The organism is Aeromonas sp. 600276, from assembly GCF_049175815.1.
In the GTDB taxonomy this organism is placed as follows: Bacteria; Pseudomonadota; Gammaproteobacteria; order Enterobacterales; family Aeromonadaceae; genus Aeromonas; species Aeromonas dhakensis.
Genome location: NZ_JAAKVU010000003.1, coordinates 113304 through 127360 on the forward strand (window position 1 = coordinate 113304; position 14057 = coordinate 127360).

Genomic DNA, 14057 nt, shown 5'->3' on the forward strand with positions numbered 1-14057 from the left:
GCAACATTGCCGGTGATAGTCAGCATATCGACCACTTTTCTCACCATTACGCAGCACACTCACTTCGCCTGCTAACCAATTTTTCCCTTCCTTATTCTTGTCGTGCTCCCTCCCCCTCTTTATATCTGCCCGTCGGATACGGTGCCGGCGCTCGCCCCTCCCTCATCCTGTCTCGGCAGCCAATGCATTTCGTCTACCTCCCTCCTTACTCGGCGGCTTCCCCCTTGGCGAGCCTGCGAGGCTCACTCCAAGCTGCTGATTGTGCTGAAAATAGTCCACAGCGGCCAAGTTTTGGGCAAACGGTCCAAAATCCCCTTTTTGCAGCGGATCGCGGGTTGACACCCGGCGGACGGGCCATTAATATCCGCACCGTCTCGACGAGACAGGCAATTCCTCCTTAGTTCAGTCGGTAGAACGGCGGACTGTTAATCCGTATGTCACTGGTTCAAGTCCAGTAGGAGGAGCCAATTCCCTCGTAGTTCAGTCGGTAGAACGGCGGACTGTTAATCCGTATGTCACAGGTTCAAGTCCTGTCGAGGGAGCCACATTCGAAAGCCCAGCCTTTGGCTGGGCTTTTTGCATTCTGTCGCCCGGCTCGCACTGCTCGTCATCACGGGTTGTGAACGACAGGGATCCCCCTGAGGGCCATTTCGCGCCATAATCAGCGCAACCTTACCCTCTTCAGGAGTTTTCATGCGCCGTTTCAACTTAATGCTCAATGGCAGCCGGTTGATGATGTTTCCCTTCTATGTCTGCATCCTTGTCTGTGTCGCCCTCTTGATGGTGAAGTTCGCCATGCAGCTCTATGAGCTGTGTCGCGACATCATCGACATCCCCTATCTGGATCTCATCACAGGGGTGCTGACCCTGGTGGACTTCGTGCTGGTGGCCCAGATGCTGATCCTGGTGGCCATCTGCGGCTACGTGCAGTTCATCAAGACCCCGGAGCAGCGGGCAGCCCTTGGCGACAACTGGCTCAGCAAGATCAACTTCGCCTCCCTCAAACTCATCGTCATCAACTCCCTGGTCACCATCGCCGGGATCGAGGTGCTCAAGGCCTTCCTGACCGACGGTACCGGCAACGAGATCGAGATGAAGTGGTCGGTCATCGTCTTCCTCGCCTTCTCCACCGCAGCGCTCATCTACGCGGTCACCGAGCGGCTGGCGGACCACAAGTAGCGCCGGTTTTCATTCAGCCTTTATTCATCAAAGGCCGAATTGATAACTCTTTTCATTACCTTTACTGCATTGTAAACTTGCTCCCCCGGGCTTTACTGCCCGGGCGTTGGAGCACCTATGACAAGCCTTTCCCTCTCACCACGACACTGCTGGCAGTGGCTGGCCTATCACCATCAGGCCGCCGAGGGCTCCCTCTATCTGATGTTCTTCTCCGGCCTGCTGCTGTGGGAACCGCTGACCCCGCTCTGGTCGCTGGCACGCTGGAATCTGTTCCTGCACGTCGCCCTCTCGCTCACCCTGTTCCCCCTGCTGTTCGGCGCCTTCTGGCTCTCCCATCGCAGCCTGCTGCGCAAAAGCCGTAAGCCTTTCTTGCGCACCACGGGGCGCATCATCGAGGCCTTGCTGCTGGTCTGTCTGGCCAGCGGGTTGCTGCTGGTACTGCACGGCACCCCGGGCGATAGCCTAGGCAACCTTTCCAGCTGGGCCCACTGGCTGAGCGCCCTCGCGTTGACTCCCCTGGTGCTGCGCCACGCCTGGCGCTGGACCATCTTGAAATGGCGCACCTGATCTTATGTTGAAGTTGTTGTTATCCCTGATGTTGGCCACCCTGCTGCTGGGGACCGCCTCGGCCCAGGAGATGGGCACCGCCATGATTGCCTATGACGAGGGAAACGCCCCGCGCCTCGTCACCGCCAACCAGAGCGCAGGCTCGGTCACCCTGCTTGAGCGCAATAGCGGCAAGCGACTTAAAGAGGCACAACTGGGGGGCGATCTGCGCCAGCTGGCCCGCGCCGACGACGGCACCCTGCTGGTGACCGACTACCGCGGCGATCGGTTGCTGCTGCTGGATGATGATCTCGACCTGGAAAAAGCGATCCCCACCGGCCATAGACCCTACGGCGTCATCTTCGATGCCAGGCGGCAGTGGTTCTGGGTCACGCTGTTCGAAGCAGGCCGCCTGCAGGCTTATGACACCACGGGCAAGCTGCAGCTGGATGCAGAAACCGCCGAGACACCCCGCGGGCTGGCCCTGACCGACGACGATCGCCTGCTGCTCACCCACGCCATGACCGGCCAGCTCGCCATCTATGATCTCGCCAAGCTTGAGAAGGACGCTAAGGGGGCTACTCTGCCCAAGCCCAAGCTCATCACCCTGGCCGAGACCCACAGCGACACCCCAAGCGACTCCCAGGGCTTGCCGCGCCTGCTGGACGGCATCGCCCTCTCACCCGATGGCAGCGAAGCCTGGCTGCCCCACGTGCTGTGGAGCTTCGATCACCCCTTCCAGTTTCAGAGCACCGTCTTCCCGGCAGTCTCCATCATCGATCTCGATGAAGAGAAAGAGCGGGTCGATGAAAGAAAGCAGCTCTTCTTGCAGATCAACCTGCCCAGCGTCGGCAACCGCAGCCAGATCGTCTCCAACCCATTCGCGGCGCGCTTCGCCGCCGATGGCAAGCGGGTCTACCTGACCCTGGCGGGCTCGGAGGACCTGCTGGTGTTCGACCTGTCGCGCAGCGGCAAGCAGAACAGCAACCGCCACAGACGCAAGAAGTTTCAGGGCGGCGCCAAGGCGACCCAGCTCCTTCGCCACCTGCCGGGCCAGAATCCGCGCGATCTTTTGATCGACGGTGACCATATCCTGGTACACAACGTCATGGGGCAGGATCTCACCCGCCTCAACACCGGCGGCAGCGGCCCGTTTGCCCGGGTCACGGTGGATGTCCCCCACTTCGCCAAGCTGGTCGAGACGGATCCTCGCCCCGAAGCGCTTCAACGCGGCGAGCGGCTGTTCCATCTTGGTAACACGCTCGGCAACAACGGCGCCAACAGCCGCTTCCCCATGGCGGGGGACAACTGGATGAGCTGCAACTCCTGCCATCTGGACGGGTTCAACTTCACCAACCGCTATCTGATGGCGGCCCACCGCCAGCAGAGCGGCGACAACGCCATCAACGGCCACGCCAACCTCGTCAACATGGTGGCGGGTGACTTTATCGGCGAATACCTGCGCATGACCCAGCAGACCCAGGGCGGCATGGGCCATGATACCCGCGATGGCGCCGAAGCGGTCGACCCCGCCAGGCCCCAGCCGGAAGTGAAAGCGATGATGGAGGATCTGCACGCCTTCGTGACCAGTGATGGCAACCTCCCCTATCTTGCCAACTGGCTCAGGCTCGATGCCCCGCGCACGGATCCCGCCAAGGCGCCGACCACTCACCCGAAAGAGTGGCTCAACTCCGCCTCCTGCCAGAACTGCCACCAACAGGCGTTCCAGGACTGGAGCGAGAGCAACCACAGGCTGATGGGCAACTCCCACCCCTACTACAAGGTGGTGCAGGCGCTGGCCCGCGAAACCGAAGGGGAAGCCTTCGGTCAGTGGTGCCAGGGCTGCCACATGCCTCAGCAGGTGTTGAACGGCCAGCAGGATCTGCCCAAGGGTTCGAATATGTTCGAGCAGGGCGGCGCCTCGCTCATTGCCGCCCACCAGAAAGGCGAACCCGTGGTGGAGGAAGGCACCGGCTGTGTGCTCTGCCATCGCATCACCAAAGTGGAAGATGCCGGCGGCAACAGCGCCTTTACCGTAAATCTGAAAGACCGCGAGAGCTATGTGTTCGAGGATGCCCCGGGCGGCAGCCTCAAGCACTGGCTGGCCGAGCGGCAGATCAACGCCCGCCCCGCCATGCACAAGGCCTCCTACCAGAAGGATTTCTACCGCGACGCGGCCCTGTGCAAGTCCTGCCACAACGAGTTTGCCCCCGGCACCGGCGCCAACATCGTCAACACCTGGGACGAGTGGGAAAGCTCCAGCTTCGCCAAGGCGGAGGATCCCGCCAAGCGGCGCACCTGCATCGACTGCCACATGAACCCAACTCCGGGTAATGGTGGAGATGCGGTGGCGGGCCAGTCCACCGAAAACGGCACAGTGAAAGAACGGCTCTATCGCCACAACTTTACCGGCGCCCAGCACCAGCTGGTGGGGCTGCGCAATCCCGCGCTCGAGCAGGAGAGCCTGGCGCTGCTGCGCTCAAGCGCCACCCTCTCTGCCCGCATTGAAAACCAGAGCGGCCAGCCCGAGCTGGTGGTGCGGGTCGCCAATACCGGCGCCGGCCACGCCCTGCCCACCGGGGTCGCCGATTTCCGCGAACTCTGGCTGGAGCTGACCGTCACCGACGCCAGCGGCAAGCTGCTGCTTGCCAGCGGTCAGCCGGCGGATGGCGCCGTCCCTGAAGATGCGCGACTGTTCAGAAAAGTGTTCGGCGATGCCGAGGGCAAGCCGGTGGGGCTCAAGTTCTGGCGCTACGCCAAGCTCCTTGAAGATACCCGCATTCCGGCCGATGGCTGGCGCGATGAAGCCTGGCCGCTGCCAGCGGATGCCCAAGGGCCCTTCAAGGCCGATATCAAACTCAATTTCCGCACCTACCCCAAGTGGGTCAATGATGCGGTGCGCGCCGCCGAGCCGAGCTTGCCGGAGCCACCCATAGTGCTACTCAATCGGCTGCAACTCACCCTGCGGCCTCTCCCCGTCACGCCCGCTACGGAGCCTCACACCTGATGTTTGCAAGTTTTCTCATTACCCTGCGCGAGGGGCTGGAAGCCTTCCTGCTGGTCGGCATCTGCCTCTCCTACCTCGCCAAGCTGGGAGCGAGCCGCTACAACAAGTTCGTCTATCTGGGGGTGAGGCTCGGCCTGCTTGCCTCTCTCGTGGTCGCCTTCCTGTTCCAGGTGGTGGTGAGCCAGTTCGAGAGCGAGCGCTACAACCATTTGCTGATGGCGGGGATCCTGATTTTTGCCACCCTGGTGCTCACCTACATGGCGGTCTGGATGCAGAAGCAGGCCAAATCCCAGGTGGGGGCCATGACGGCGCGCATTGATGCCGCCATCGACGGCGGCAACCTGTTCGGTCTGGTGCTGCTCGCCTTCCTGGCGGTGATGCGCGAGGGCTTTGAAACCGTGCTCTTCTTCTCGGCCCTGGTCTACTCCGGGCAAGGGGTGGATCTGCACGAGGGGCTGATGGGGGCGCTGGGCGGCCTGCTGCTGTCGGTGGTGCTGGTGTGGGGGCTGCTGCGCTCCACCCGCAAGGTGGCGCTGGCCCCCTTCTTCCGCTGGACCGGTCTGCTTATCATCATCATCGCCGCCGGCCTGCTGTCGTCCGCCGTCAACATGTTGCAGGCGGCCGGGCTCATCACCTTCTGGACGACGCCTGTCTTCAACATCAGTCACATTCTCGACGATCAGGGGGTATTTGGTACCTTCCTGCGCGCCCTGTTTGGCTACAATGCCTCACCGGCCGGCCTGCAGTTGCTGACTTGGGCCAGCTACTTGGTGATCTTCGTCACCGTCTGGCATCGCAACTATCGTCCCCAGCGCTGATCGCCCAGCGCGGCGCAGCAGCGGATGACAAGGCGGCTCAGCGGGGCCGCCTTTTCCACTTCTTAATCTTTTGGTCAGCGTTTCGGATAAAGAGTCATGAGCGACAACAACACACAACACATCGCGGTACTGGGTGCCGGCCCTGCCGGTCTGATGGCCGCCTGGCGCCTGCGCCAGGCCGGTTTTGCGGTCACCCTGTTCGAGCAGGAGAGCGTGGTGGGCGGCATGTGCGCCACCCAGACCTTCAAGGGGCGCGACGGTGAGTATCGCTTCGACTACGGCGGCCACCGCTTCATCACCAAGAACCCCGAGCTGCTCGCCTTTATCGACGAATTGATGGGGGACGATCTGCTCCACGCGATGCGCAAGAGCGTGATCCGCTTTGGCGGGCGCACCTATGACTACCCCTTGAACCTGCCCAACCTCCTCAAGACGGCGCCGCTGGCCCTCATGGCCGGGGCGATGAAAGACTTGCTGCTGTTGCCCTTTGCCAGGAAGCCCACCGATTTTGCCAAGGCGAGCTTTGCCGAGTGGATCCAGAGCCACTTCGGTCGCACCCTCTATCGCCAGTTCTTCGAGGGCTACACCGGCAAGCTGTGGGGCATCAACCCGGACCAGCTCTCCGCCGACTGGGCCGGCCAGCGCATCAGCCTGATCGATCTCAAAGACGTGGCGCGCCGCCTGCTGCCAAGACGCAACGGCAGCATCTCGGTGCGCACCTATGCCCGCAAGTACCGCTACCCCAAATATGGCTTCGGCCAGATCTTCACCACCCTGGGGGAGCGGCTGGTAGCCGAAGGGGTTGAGCTGAAAACCGGCGCCACCATCACCCGCCTTGAGCAGGCTGATGGCCGTATCGAACGGGTCTATTGGCAACAGGAGGGGATTGAGCAGAGCGAGCGATTTGATCAGGTCATCTCCACCCTGCCGCTGCCGCTCACTTGCCAGCATCTGGGCTTGCCGTGCGATCTCCACTACCGGTCGCTGCGCTTCGTCAATATGCCGCTCAAACAGGAGAACCTGTCGGACAACACCTGGCAGTACCTCTCCGACCCCCATATTCTAGCCACCCGCTTGCAGGAGCCGCGCCGGCGCAGCCCCTTTATGGCGCCCCAGGGCCAGACCTCGGTGATGCTGGAGATCCCCTGCAATCCGGGCGATGCCACCTGGCGGGCACCGCTCTCTGATCTGCGTGGCCGGGTCACCGCCGATCTCGCGAGCCTCGGCGTCGATACAGCCAAGCTTGGCGATGAGACCTTCGAAGCCCGCAGCGAGTACGCCTATCCGCTGATGGACCTCGGTTATCAGGCCCGCCGCAACGAGGCCATCAAGGCGCTGATGCCCATCACCAACCTCATCATGACCGGCCGTCAGGGGACATTTCGCTACATCTTCACCGACACCGCCATGGAGATGGGGATGATGGCCGCTGACATGGTGATCGACGGGGTAGACAGACGTCACGCCATCTTCAACCATCGCAATGAAAATACCGTGATCGAGACCCAGAGCGTGGCCTAAGAGCGATGGCAGGTGCTTAACCGGCAAACAGACGCCGCAACACCTTCAACCATCGCAACGAAAATACCGTGATTGAGACCCAGAGCGTGGCCTGAGTGCCGCGCCATGGGCATAACCTCTTGGCAAATGTAAGGAGAACAGGATGACCATACGCCCGGGTTTACTTGCCCTCACCCTGCTGCTGACCCTGAGCGGGCAGGCGCAGGCTTACTCCTACGCCGCCGCCGGCAAGGAGCCGCTGATCGATGCCCGCGAGGCGCTGCTGGGCGCCGCCACTGACGGCAAGGATGCCAGCACCACCTTGAGCGAGATCGCCGAGGAGCTGACCTATCTGGAACAGCACCACAAGGTCGAGCTGCAAGCACCGCTCGCAGCCGCCATCAAGGCCAAAGACGCCGCCGCTACCGCGGCCCTGCTCAACCGGGCCTACAAGGCGGAGATCGAGCGCCGCCTCGAGGGGGCCAGCCAGAACCTTGGCGACTACCAGACCGCCAAGGTGCTGGTGGTCAAGAGCAAGCGCTTCCTCGATTTGATCCTCCCCTCCCTCAGTGAAGGGGATCGCAAGGCCGCCGAGCAGGCGCTGGCCAAGGTACTGGATGCCATCGGTAACCCGGGGGTGTTCGGGGTGGGCGCCAAGCCCGCCGATGCAGCCGCCTTTAGCGATGCAGAAAAAGCGCTGATGGCCGTGTTGGCACCGCTCTGATGGCTACCTGCCCATCACTGCGCCACCTCGCTGTGACAAGCGGTGGGTTTCGCTGCGCGCTACCCACCCTACGCACTTTGATGACCTCTCATTGATGACGACGGCCCCCCTCATCCCCGACCCTTCTCCCGCAAGGGGAGAAGGGGGGCGTCACCACGGCCGATTACGCTTCGCCAATCGACCCTACTTGCTGATCCTTCTACAACTGGTCTGGCTTGGCTGGCTGCTGGCCTTCCCGGTGGCCCTCGATTCCGACGATGCCCTCAACTTTGCCCACGGGGTGGTGCGTTTCAGCGTGCTGGAGTTTTCCCCCCACTTTCCGGGCTACCCCGCCTTTATCTGGCTGGCGCGGCTGATCAATCTGGCGGTGGACGAACCGGCCCGCGCGGTGCAGTGGGCAAGCCTGTTGGGGAGCAGTTTGCTGGCGCCGCTCGCCACCTCGCTGGCGGTCAAGTTGTGGCAACGGCCCAGCCTGCTGGCGCCGCTCTGGCTGCTGGTGCTGGCCCTGCCGCTCACCCCGACTCTGGCGCTCTCCGGCCTCTCTGACGGGCCGGCGCTGGCCGCCTGGCTCGGAGCTCTCCTGGCCTTGCAACAGCGCAAAATCGCGCTGGCGGGTCTGCTGCTGGGCCTGATGCTGGCGCTGCGCCCCTCCTACTTCGTGCTGGCCCTGCTGCCCCTTTGGCTCGGGATGGCGCAAAAGGGAACGCGCATCAGGTTTCTTCTCCCCATCACGCTGGTGGGGCTAGCCTGCCTGCTGTTTGTCTGGCAGGCCGATGGCTGGACCTATTTCAGCGAGGGGCGGCGCTTTACCGACGGTCACTTTACCCTGTGGGGCAACACGGCGGCGGCTCACGGCGATCGGCTGATGAGCTGGGCGAATACCTTCAACGAGCAGCTCACCCCGCTCTGGCCCTTGGCTGTCGGGGGACTGCTGGCGCAGCCGCTGTGGCAACGATGCAAGGGCCATGGCACCGCCCTCTCCCCCTGCTGGTCCCTCTACTGGCTTGCCCTGCTGCTCTGGACCCTGTTTGGTCAGAACCCGGACAATCCCCGCCATCTGGCCCCCATCACCCTGCTTGGCATCATCTTGCTGGCGGGCTGGTTGCCACGCCGGGGCGAGCTGGCGGCCATGCTGGGAGCCCTCGTGCTGCTGCTCTGCACCCTCACCCCGCCGGCGGCGCCAGCCATGACCCGGGCAGCCAGGCTGGCCGAGCAAGCGTGCCCGGCGCTGGTGACCCAGTGGGGTGTGAGGCTGCTGCGCGAAACCACGGCCCTGCCCGTCACCGACGGCTGGTATCAGGGGGATGCCCGCCTTGCATTGTCGCAAGGGGCCTGCCGGCTCAGCCGGCGCCCCCTCGGCCTGGAGGATCTGCCCGCCGGCGGCCGGCGAGTCTGGTTTGCCCCCCGCTTTCACGCCGAGCCCGGCCTCTGGCTCGGCATACAGGATCACCCCCGTCACCAAAACTGGTAGACTGGATGTTTGTCACTCCCTGACTTCGCACTCATCAAGACTGGATAGCCTATGCCCCACGCCCCCCTCTCCCCCCGTTTCCTGTTCATCCTGCTCGGCGCCCTGGCAGGCCTGACGCCGCTCGCGGTCGACATGTACCTGCCCGCCATTCCGGCCATCGCCCGGGATCTGGCTACCAGCATCGATGGCGCCCAGCTCACCATCAGCGCCTTCCTCGGCGGCTTTGCCATCGGCCAGCTGTTCTATGGCCCGCTCGCCGACAGCTATGGCCGCAAACCGGTGATCCTGGCGGGGCTGGTGATGTTTGCCATCGCCTCGGTGGGCTGCTCCATGGCGGATTCCCTGCCGGAGCTGCTGGCATACCGGATGTTGCAGGCAGCCGGCGGGGCGGCCGGCTCTGTGGTGGTCAATGCGCTGCTGCGCGACCTGTTCGAGAAGGAGGCCTTCTCCCGCGCCATGTCGTTCGTGATCCTGGTGATGACGCTCGCGCCGCTGGTGGCCCCCGTGGTGGGTGGCTACATCAGTGCCCACAGCGACTGGCGAGTGATCTTCTGGCTGCTGATGGGCATCAGCCTGCTCATCTGCCTGGTGATGCAGTGGAAAATTCAGGAAACCCTGAAGCCTGAGCACAAGCAGCCCCTCAACCTCGGCCAGGTGCTGCGCAACTACTGGGGCGTGCTATCCCATCGCGGCGCCATGGGTTACGTGCTGTGCGGCGCCCTGTCGAGCTCGGGCATGTTCGCCTTTATCAGCGCCTCCCCCTATGTCTACATCGAGTACTTCAAGGTGCCGACCGAGCACTACGGCTGGCTGTTCGGCCTCAACATCCTGCTGATGATGGTGGTCACCTTCGTCAACAGCCGCCTGGTGAAGGGAGTGGGCGCCGAGCGCATGCTGCAATACGGCCTGCTGGTGCTGCCGCTGGCCGGGGCCCTGCTCATCTACAACGCCTGGAGCCAGACCGGCGGCCTGTGGGGCATCGTCATTCCGGTGGTGCTGTTCGTCGGCCACATCAGCCTGGTGGGGGCCAACGCCATGACCGGCCTGATGGGCCACTTCCCACAGTCCGCAGGCACCGCCTCGGCGCTGGCGGGCACCTTGCGCTTTGGCATCGGCGCCCTGGTGGGGGTGCTGGTCAACCTCAATCCCCCCGAATCGCCGCTGCCCATGGCCATCGCCATCGCCGGCTGCGGGTTCGGCTCGGCGCTCTGCTACTGGCTGCTGACCGGCAAGCGCGCCTGAGGGCCCCAAGAATGACCAAGCCCTGTCCATGGACAGGGCTTTTTTGTGTTCGCTTGCGTGTACGTGGCTCCTCAGGGGTCCGGCGAGAGTCCGCTTCGCACCAGGATCTCGCTCTCCAGCCCATCCAGGCTCAGCTGATTCTTCTTGCGCCAGTAGGCTTCAATCCCCTCCCGGCCCTGACGCTCGGACCAGTTGGCAAGATCTTCCCTGTCCCCCTGGTACTCATACAGAGGCACCGACATGCCGCAGGAGGCCTGGACGCGCGCTATGTCCAGCAGGAAGATCTGGCGGGCCGCGACGCTTTGGGGGAAACGTGCCAGGAACGACGACCACTCAGGATCACTCCGGTGCAGCACCCGCGCCCGGCCATAGGCCCGCAGGATCAGCGGCGCCCCTTCGAAGGCGCAGAACATCACCGTCATGCGCGGGTGTTGCAGCACATGGGCCGCCGACTCGTTGCCACTGCCGGTCAGGTTGAGCCAGGCCAGGGTGTGGGCATCGATGACCCTCAGCGAGTCCCCACCCTTGGGGGAGAGATTGACCGTCCCCTCTGCGGCCGCCGTGCCGACGAAGAAGATCTTCTGTGCCTCGATGAAGGCCACATGGCGCGGCGAGAGCGCCTCGAACAGTTGTCCCATCTTGTCTGTCTCTCCATGATCACGCTCAAAACAGGGCGCTGTTGAGCCACAGGTGCGCCCCTATGCCGACCATATAGCCAAGCAAAATGGCGGGCAACCACTTGAGGTGGCCTACGAAGGTATACATGCCCCTCGCCTGCCCCATCAGGGCCACCCCTGCCGCCGAGCCGATGGAGAGCAAACTGCCCCCCACGCCGGTGGTCAGGGTCACCAGCAGCCACTGCCCCGCGCTCATCTGCGGCTCCATGGAGAGGACCCCATACATCACGGGGATGTTGTCGATAAGGGCGGAGAGCAGGCCGATGGCCACGTTGGCCAGGGTCGGATCCCCCTGGTAGAGCAGTTGGGAGGCGAGCGCCAGATAGCCCATGAAGCCGAGCCCGCCGACACACATCACCACTCCGTAGAAGAAGAGCAGGGTGTCCCACTCCGCCTTGGCTATCTTGTTGAACACATCGAACGGCACCATGGAGCCCAGGCGCAGCAACCGGGCCTCGTCGCCGGTGCGCGCGTACAGCGCCCGCTCACGAGCCAGGGTGACGGGCTGCGTCTTGCGCAGGTAAAAGCCGAAGAACTGCAAATAGCCGAGCCCCATCATCATGCCGAGCACGGGGGGCAGCGCCAGGAAGTGATGGCAGGCGACCGCGGTCACTATGGTGAGCAGGAAGAGCAGCACTATGGTGAAGGCCCCGCGTCTGAGCACCACCCGCTCGTGGCTCATGGTGGGGGCATGGCGCGGCACCATCAGGCTCATCAGGGTGGCCGGCACCAGGAAGTTGAGCAGGGCCGGCACGAACAGCAGCAGAAACTGCTCGAAGGGCACCTGGCCCGCCTGCCACACCATCAGGGTGGTGATGTCGCCAAAGGGGCTGAAGGCGCCGCCCGCATTGGCCGCCACCACTATGTTGATGCAGGCCAGGTTGATGAAGCGGCGCTCCCCGTTGGCCACATGGAGCACGACGGTGCACATCAAGAGCGCCGTGGTGAGGTTGTCCACCACCGGGGAGATGAAGAAGGCGAGGATCCCCGTCAGCCAGAACAGGGATCGCAGGCTGAGCCTGGTGCGTACCAGGCGGGCACGCAGGGCATCGAACAGCAGCCGGTCCTCCATGGCGTTGACATAGGTCATGGCCACCAGCAGGAAGAGCATCAGCTCGGCGTACTCCAGCAGCGTCTGGCGAAATCCCGCCACCGCCAGCGGGCTCTGCCCCTGCCCGGCATAGACGATGCCGATGACGATCCAGATGATGCCGGCCGCCACCAGCACGGGCTTGGACTTGCGCAGCTTCAGGTACTCCTCCGCCATCACCAGGACATAGGCCAGGGCGAAGATGGCCAGAGCAAAGAGGCCGGCGCCGGTGTGCGTCATGGGCAGTGGGCCGCCGTCGGCGAGCGCGGGGGCGCAGAAGAGGCCGAGGATGGCCGAAGAAAACAGACGTGCAGATCCAGACATGGGGCCCCTCTCTTGGAAACCGTCTGGTTTTAAGGCTGACAGTGGACAGGGACGCCCCCCTGCCTTCTCCCTGCTCGCGCCAGGCCCGGGTGGGCGAACGCTTGCATCAGGGGCGCGAGATCAGGCGGCGCTCCTTGCCCCTGCCATCAGGGTTATTTCTTGCCAAACCCCGAGCGTTTGAGGGTGTAGCCGGCACTGTTTTGCCAGGCGTCCAGCCCGCTTCGGTTGTTGCCCGCCACCAGGCTGGCGGCCAGGCTCGGGCTGTTGAACAGCTGATCGGCGGTAAAGACGAAACCCCCTTCGCTGCGCGGGGCCAGGATCCCCTTGCCCAACAGCTCCTGGCGCAGTTCGATCACCGCCTCGCGCAGGGAAGCCGCATCCTCGCCGTTGGCGGTGGAACCCGCCAGCACCATGAAGCCGGGGTTCTGCCGCTTGCCCACCGGATAACCGTGCGCCTCGGCCCCCTTGCCGTTGAAGTGGTAGAGCTCGCGCTCGCCCGGCTTGTTGTCGGAGAGCGCCTTTTGCAGGGTCATCAGCTCGTTGTAAATCTCGATGGGGACCACGGCAGCCTGCTTGGCGCCCTTGCTGTCGACGATAAAACTGACTTGCTTGTGTAACATCCTTGCGCATCCTGTGACCCATGGAGGCCCCTATTCTAACCACCACAGGCGAGCGGGATCCAGCCAGGATCCTCACCTCTTTTGCAGCCTTGATCACTAACTGGCATAGTGGCACTCATCCTGAGGCGAGCCGAGGGCACGTAATGAAAGCCATTGGCCATCAACCGGTTATCCCATGCTGAATCTGCGCAATCTCGGCAAGAGCTTCGATAACGGCAGCGAACGGCTGCCGCTGTTTCACCACCTTGATCTGACCCTGGCGGCCGGCGAGATCACCCTGCTGCTGGGGCAGAGCGGCTGCGGCAAGTCGACCCTGCTGAACCTCATCGCCGGCCTGCTCCCCCCGGATGAGGGGGAGATCTGGCTGGGGGAGACCCGCCTCGACAACCAGTCGCCGGACGAGCAGGCCCGCCTGCGCGGCCGCCATTTCGGCATCGTCTATCAGGATTTCAACCTGCTGCCGACGTTGACTGTGGCCGAGAACCTCGCCCTGCCCCTTGCCATCAACCAGCTTGCCCGCGATGAGACACGCATTGACGGTCTGCTGGAGCGCCTCGATCTGGCCCACAAACGCCATGCCTGGCCGGAGCAGCTCTCCGGCGGCCAGCGCCAACGGGTGGCGCTGGCCCGCGCCCTCATTCACCAGCCGAAGTGGCTGCTCGCCGACGAGCCCACCGGCAGCCTCGATGAACACAACGCCGAGCAGGTGATGGCGCTGATGATGACGGCGGTGCGGGGCACCGGCGCCGGCCTCTTGCTGGTGAGCCACAACCCCGCCTATGGCGCCCTGGCGGATCGGGTGCTGCGCCTTGAAGGGGGCCAGCTGGTCGAGCTCAAGGGGCGCCGCCATGACTGACGC

12 protein-coding genes and 2 tRNA genes are annotated in these 14057 nt (G+C 63.7%); 11 read left to right on the plus strand and 3 right to left on the minus strand.

Annotated elements, in window-relative coordinates; translation table 11 throughout:
• Positions 1 to 391: 391 nt before the first annotated feature.
• The 10 genes from G5134_RS04105 (at position 392) to G5134_RS04150 (ending at position 10487) form a co-directional block, all read left to right on the plus strand.
• Positions 392 to 467: transfer RNA gene (locus tag G5134_RS04105), tRNA-Asn, on the plus strand.
• A 2-nt stretch (positions 468 to 469) separates the two neighbouring features.
• Positions 470 to 545: transfer RNA gene (locus G5134_RS04110), tRNA-Asn, on the plus strand.
• A 148-nt stretch (positions 546 to 693) separates the two neighbouring features.
• Entirely contained in the window at positions 694 to 1179 is a 486-nt protein-coding gene (locus G5134_RS04115) for a YqhA family protein (protein ID WP_005301997.1), read from the plus strand.
• A 117-nt stretch (positions 1180 to 1296) separates the two neighbouring features.
• Positions 1297 to 1746 (plus strand): hypothetical protein, encoded by a 450-nt coding sequence (locus G5134_RS04120; RefSeq protein WP_065018026.1) that lies wholly within the window; start codon positions 1297 to 1299, stop codon positions 1744 to 1746.
• Positions 1747 to 1750: 4 nt separating this feature from the next.
• Entirely contained in the window at positions 1751 to 4732 is a 2982-nt protein-coding gene (locus G5134_RS04125; protein WP_065018025.1) for a YncE family protein, read from the plus strand.
• On the plus strand, positions 4732 to 5550 hold the full coding sequence (locus G5134_RS04130; RefSeq protein WP_421231890.1) for an FTR1 family iron permease: 819 nt from the start codon (positions 4732 to 4734) through the stop codon (positions 5548 to 5550). Before G5134_RS04125 ends, G5134_RS04130 begins: the two co-directional genes overlap by 1 nt.
• A gap of 96 nt (positions 5551 to 5646) precedes the next feature.
• A complete protein-coding gene (locus G5134_RS04135) occupies positions 5647 to 7071 on the plus strand; it encodes an FAD-dependent oxidoreductase (protein WP_421231891.1) in 1425 nt (474 codons plus the stop codon).
• Positions 7072 to 7213: 142 nt separating this feature from the next.
• Positions 7214 to 7774, plus strand: a complete 561-nt coding sequence (locus G5134_RS04140) for a hypothetical protein (RefSeq protein ID WP_017786806.1) — start codon at positions 7214 to 7216, stop codon at positions 7772 to 7774.
• Between the two features lie 187 nt (positions 7775 to 7961).
• Positions 7962 to 9245, plus strand: a complete 1284-nt coding sequence (locus G5134_RS04145; RefSeq protein ID WP_421231892.1) for a hypothetical protein — start codon at positions 7962 to 7964, stop codon at positions 9243 to 9245.
• A 51-nt stretch (positions 9246 to 9296) separates the two neighbouring features.
• Positions 9297 to 10487 (plus strand): Bcr/CflA family multidrug efflux MFS transporter, encoded by a 1191-nt coding sequence (locus tag G5134_RS04150; RefSeq protein WP_408784367.1) that lies wholly within the window; start codon positions 9297 to 9299, stop codon positions 10485 to 10487.
• A gap of 71 nt (positions 10488 to 10558) precedes the next feature.
• Here G5134_RS04150 and G5134_RS04155 read toward each other — a convergent pair whose 3' ends face one another.
• The 3 genes from G5134_RS04155 to G5134_RS04165 all read right to left on the minus strand — a co-directional run bounded on the left by G5134_RS04155 (position 10559) and on the right by G5134_RS04165 (position 13198).
• Positions 10559 to 11125: a pyridoxamine 5'-phosphate oxidase family protein gene (locus tag G5134_RS04155; protein ID WP_408784365.1), complete on the minus strand. Its 567-nt coding sequence runs from the start codon at positions 11123 to 11125 to the stop codon at positions 10559 to 10561.
• Positions 11126 to 11150: 25 nt separating this feature from the next.
• Entirely contained in the window at positions 11151 to 12578 is a 1428-nt protein-coding gene (gene nhaD / locus G5134_RS04160; protein WP_421231893.1) for a sodium:proton antiporter NhaD, read from the minus strand.
• Positions 12579 to 12730: 152 nt separating this feature from the next.
• The gene (locus G5134_RS04165) at positions 12731 to 13198 is read right to left on the minus strand and encodes a DUF4357 domain-containing protein (protein ID WP_005302024.1); all 468 of its coding nucleotides are present in this window, start codon (positions 13196 to 13198) and stop codon (positions 12731 to 12733) included.
• Between the two features lie 175 nt (positions 13199 to 13373).
• On the opposite strand from G5134_RS04165, the gene G5134_RS04170 reads away from it, so the two are divergent.
• Positions 13374 to 14054, plus strand: a complete 681-nt coding sequence (locus G5134_RS04170; protein WP_378002639.1) for an ABC transporter ATP-binding protein — start codon at positions 13374 to 13376, stop codon at positions 14052 to 14054.
• Positions 14055 to 14057: the final 3 nt, after the last annotated feature.

Coding starts and splice junctions, on each gene's coding strand:
- G5134_RS04115 (WP_005301997.1), top strand. CDS start 694: ATGCGCCGTTTCAACTTAATGCTCAATGGCAGCCGGTTGATGATGTTT.
- G5134_RS04120 (WP_065018026.1), top strand. CDS start 1,297: ATGACAAGCCTTTCCCTCTCACCACGACACTGCTGGCAGTGGCTGGCC.
- G5134_RS04125 (WP_065018025.1), top strand. CDS start 1,751: ATGTTGAAGTTGTTGTTATCCCTGATGTTGGCCACCCTGCTGCTGGGG.
- G5134_RS04130 (WP_421231890.1), top strand. CDS start 4,732: ATGTTTGCAAGTTTTCTCATTACCCTGCGCGAGGGGCTGGAAGCCTTC.
- G5134_RS04135 (WP_421231891.1), top strand. CDS start 5,647: ATGAGCGACAACAACACACAACACATCGCGGTACTGGGTGCCGGCCCT.
- G5134_RS04140 (WP_017786806.1), top strand. CDS start 7,214: ATGACCATACGCCCGGGTTTACTTGCCCTCACCCTGCTGCTGACCCTG.
- G5134_RS04150 (WP_408784367.1), top strand. CDS start 9,297: ATGCCCCACGCCCCCCTCTCCCCCCGTTTCCTGTTCATCCTGCTCGGC.
- G5134_RS04155 (WP_408784365.1), bottom strand. CDS start 11,125: ATGGGACAACTGTTCGAGGCGCTCTCGCCGCGCCATGTGGCCTTCATC.
- nhaD (WP_421231893.1), bottom strand. CDS start 12,578: ATGTCTGGATCTGCACGTCTGTTTTCTTCGGCCATCCTCGGCCTCTTC.
- G5134_RS04165 (WP_005302024.1), bottom strand. CDS start 13,198: ATGTTACACAAGCAAGTCAGTTTTATCGTCGACAGCAAGGGCGCCAAG.
- G5134_RS04170 (WP_378002639.1), top strand. CDS start 13,374: ATGCTGAATCTGCGCAATCTCGGCAAGAGCTTCGATAACGGCAGCGAA.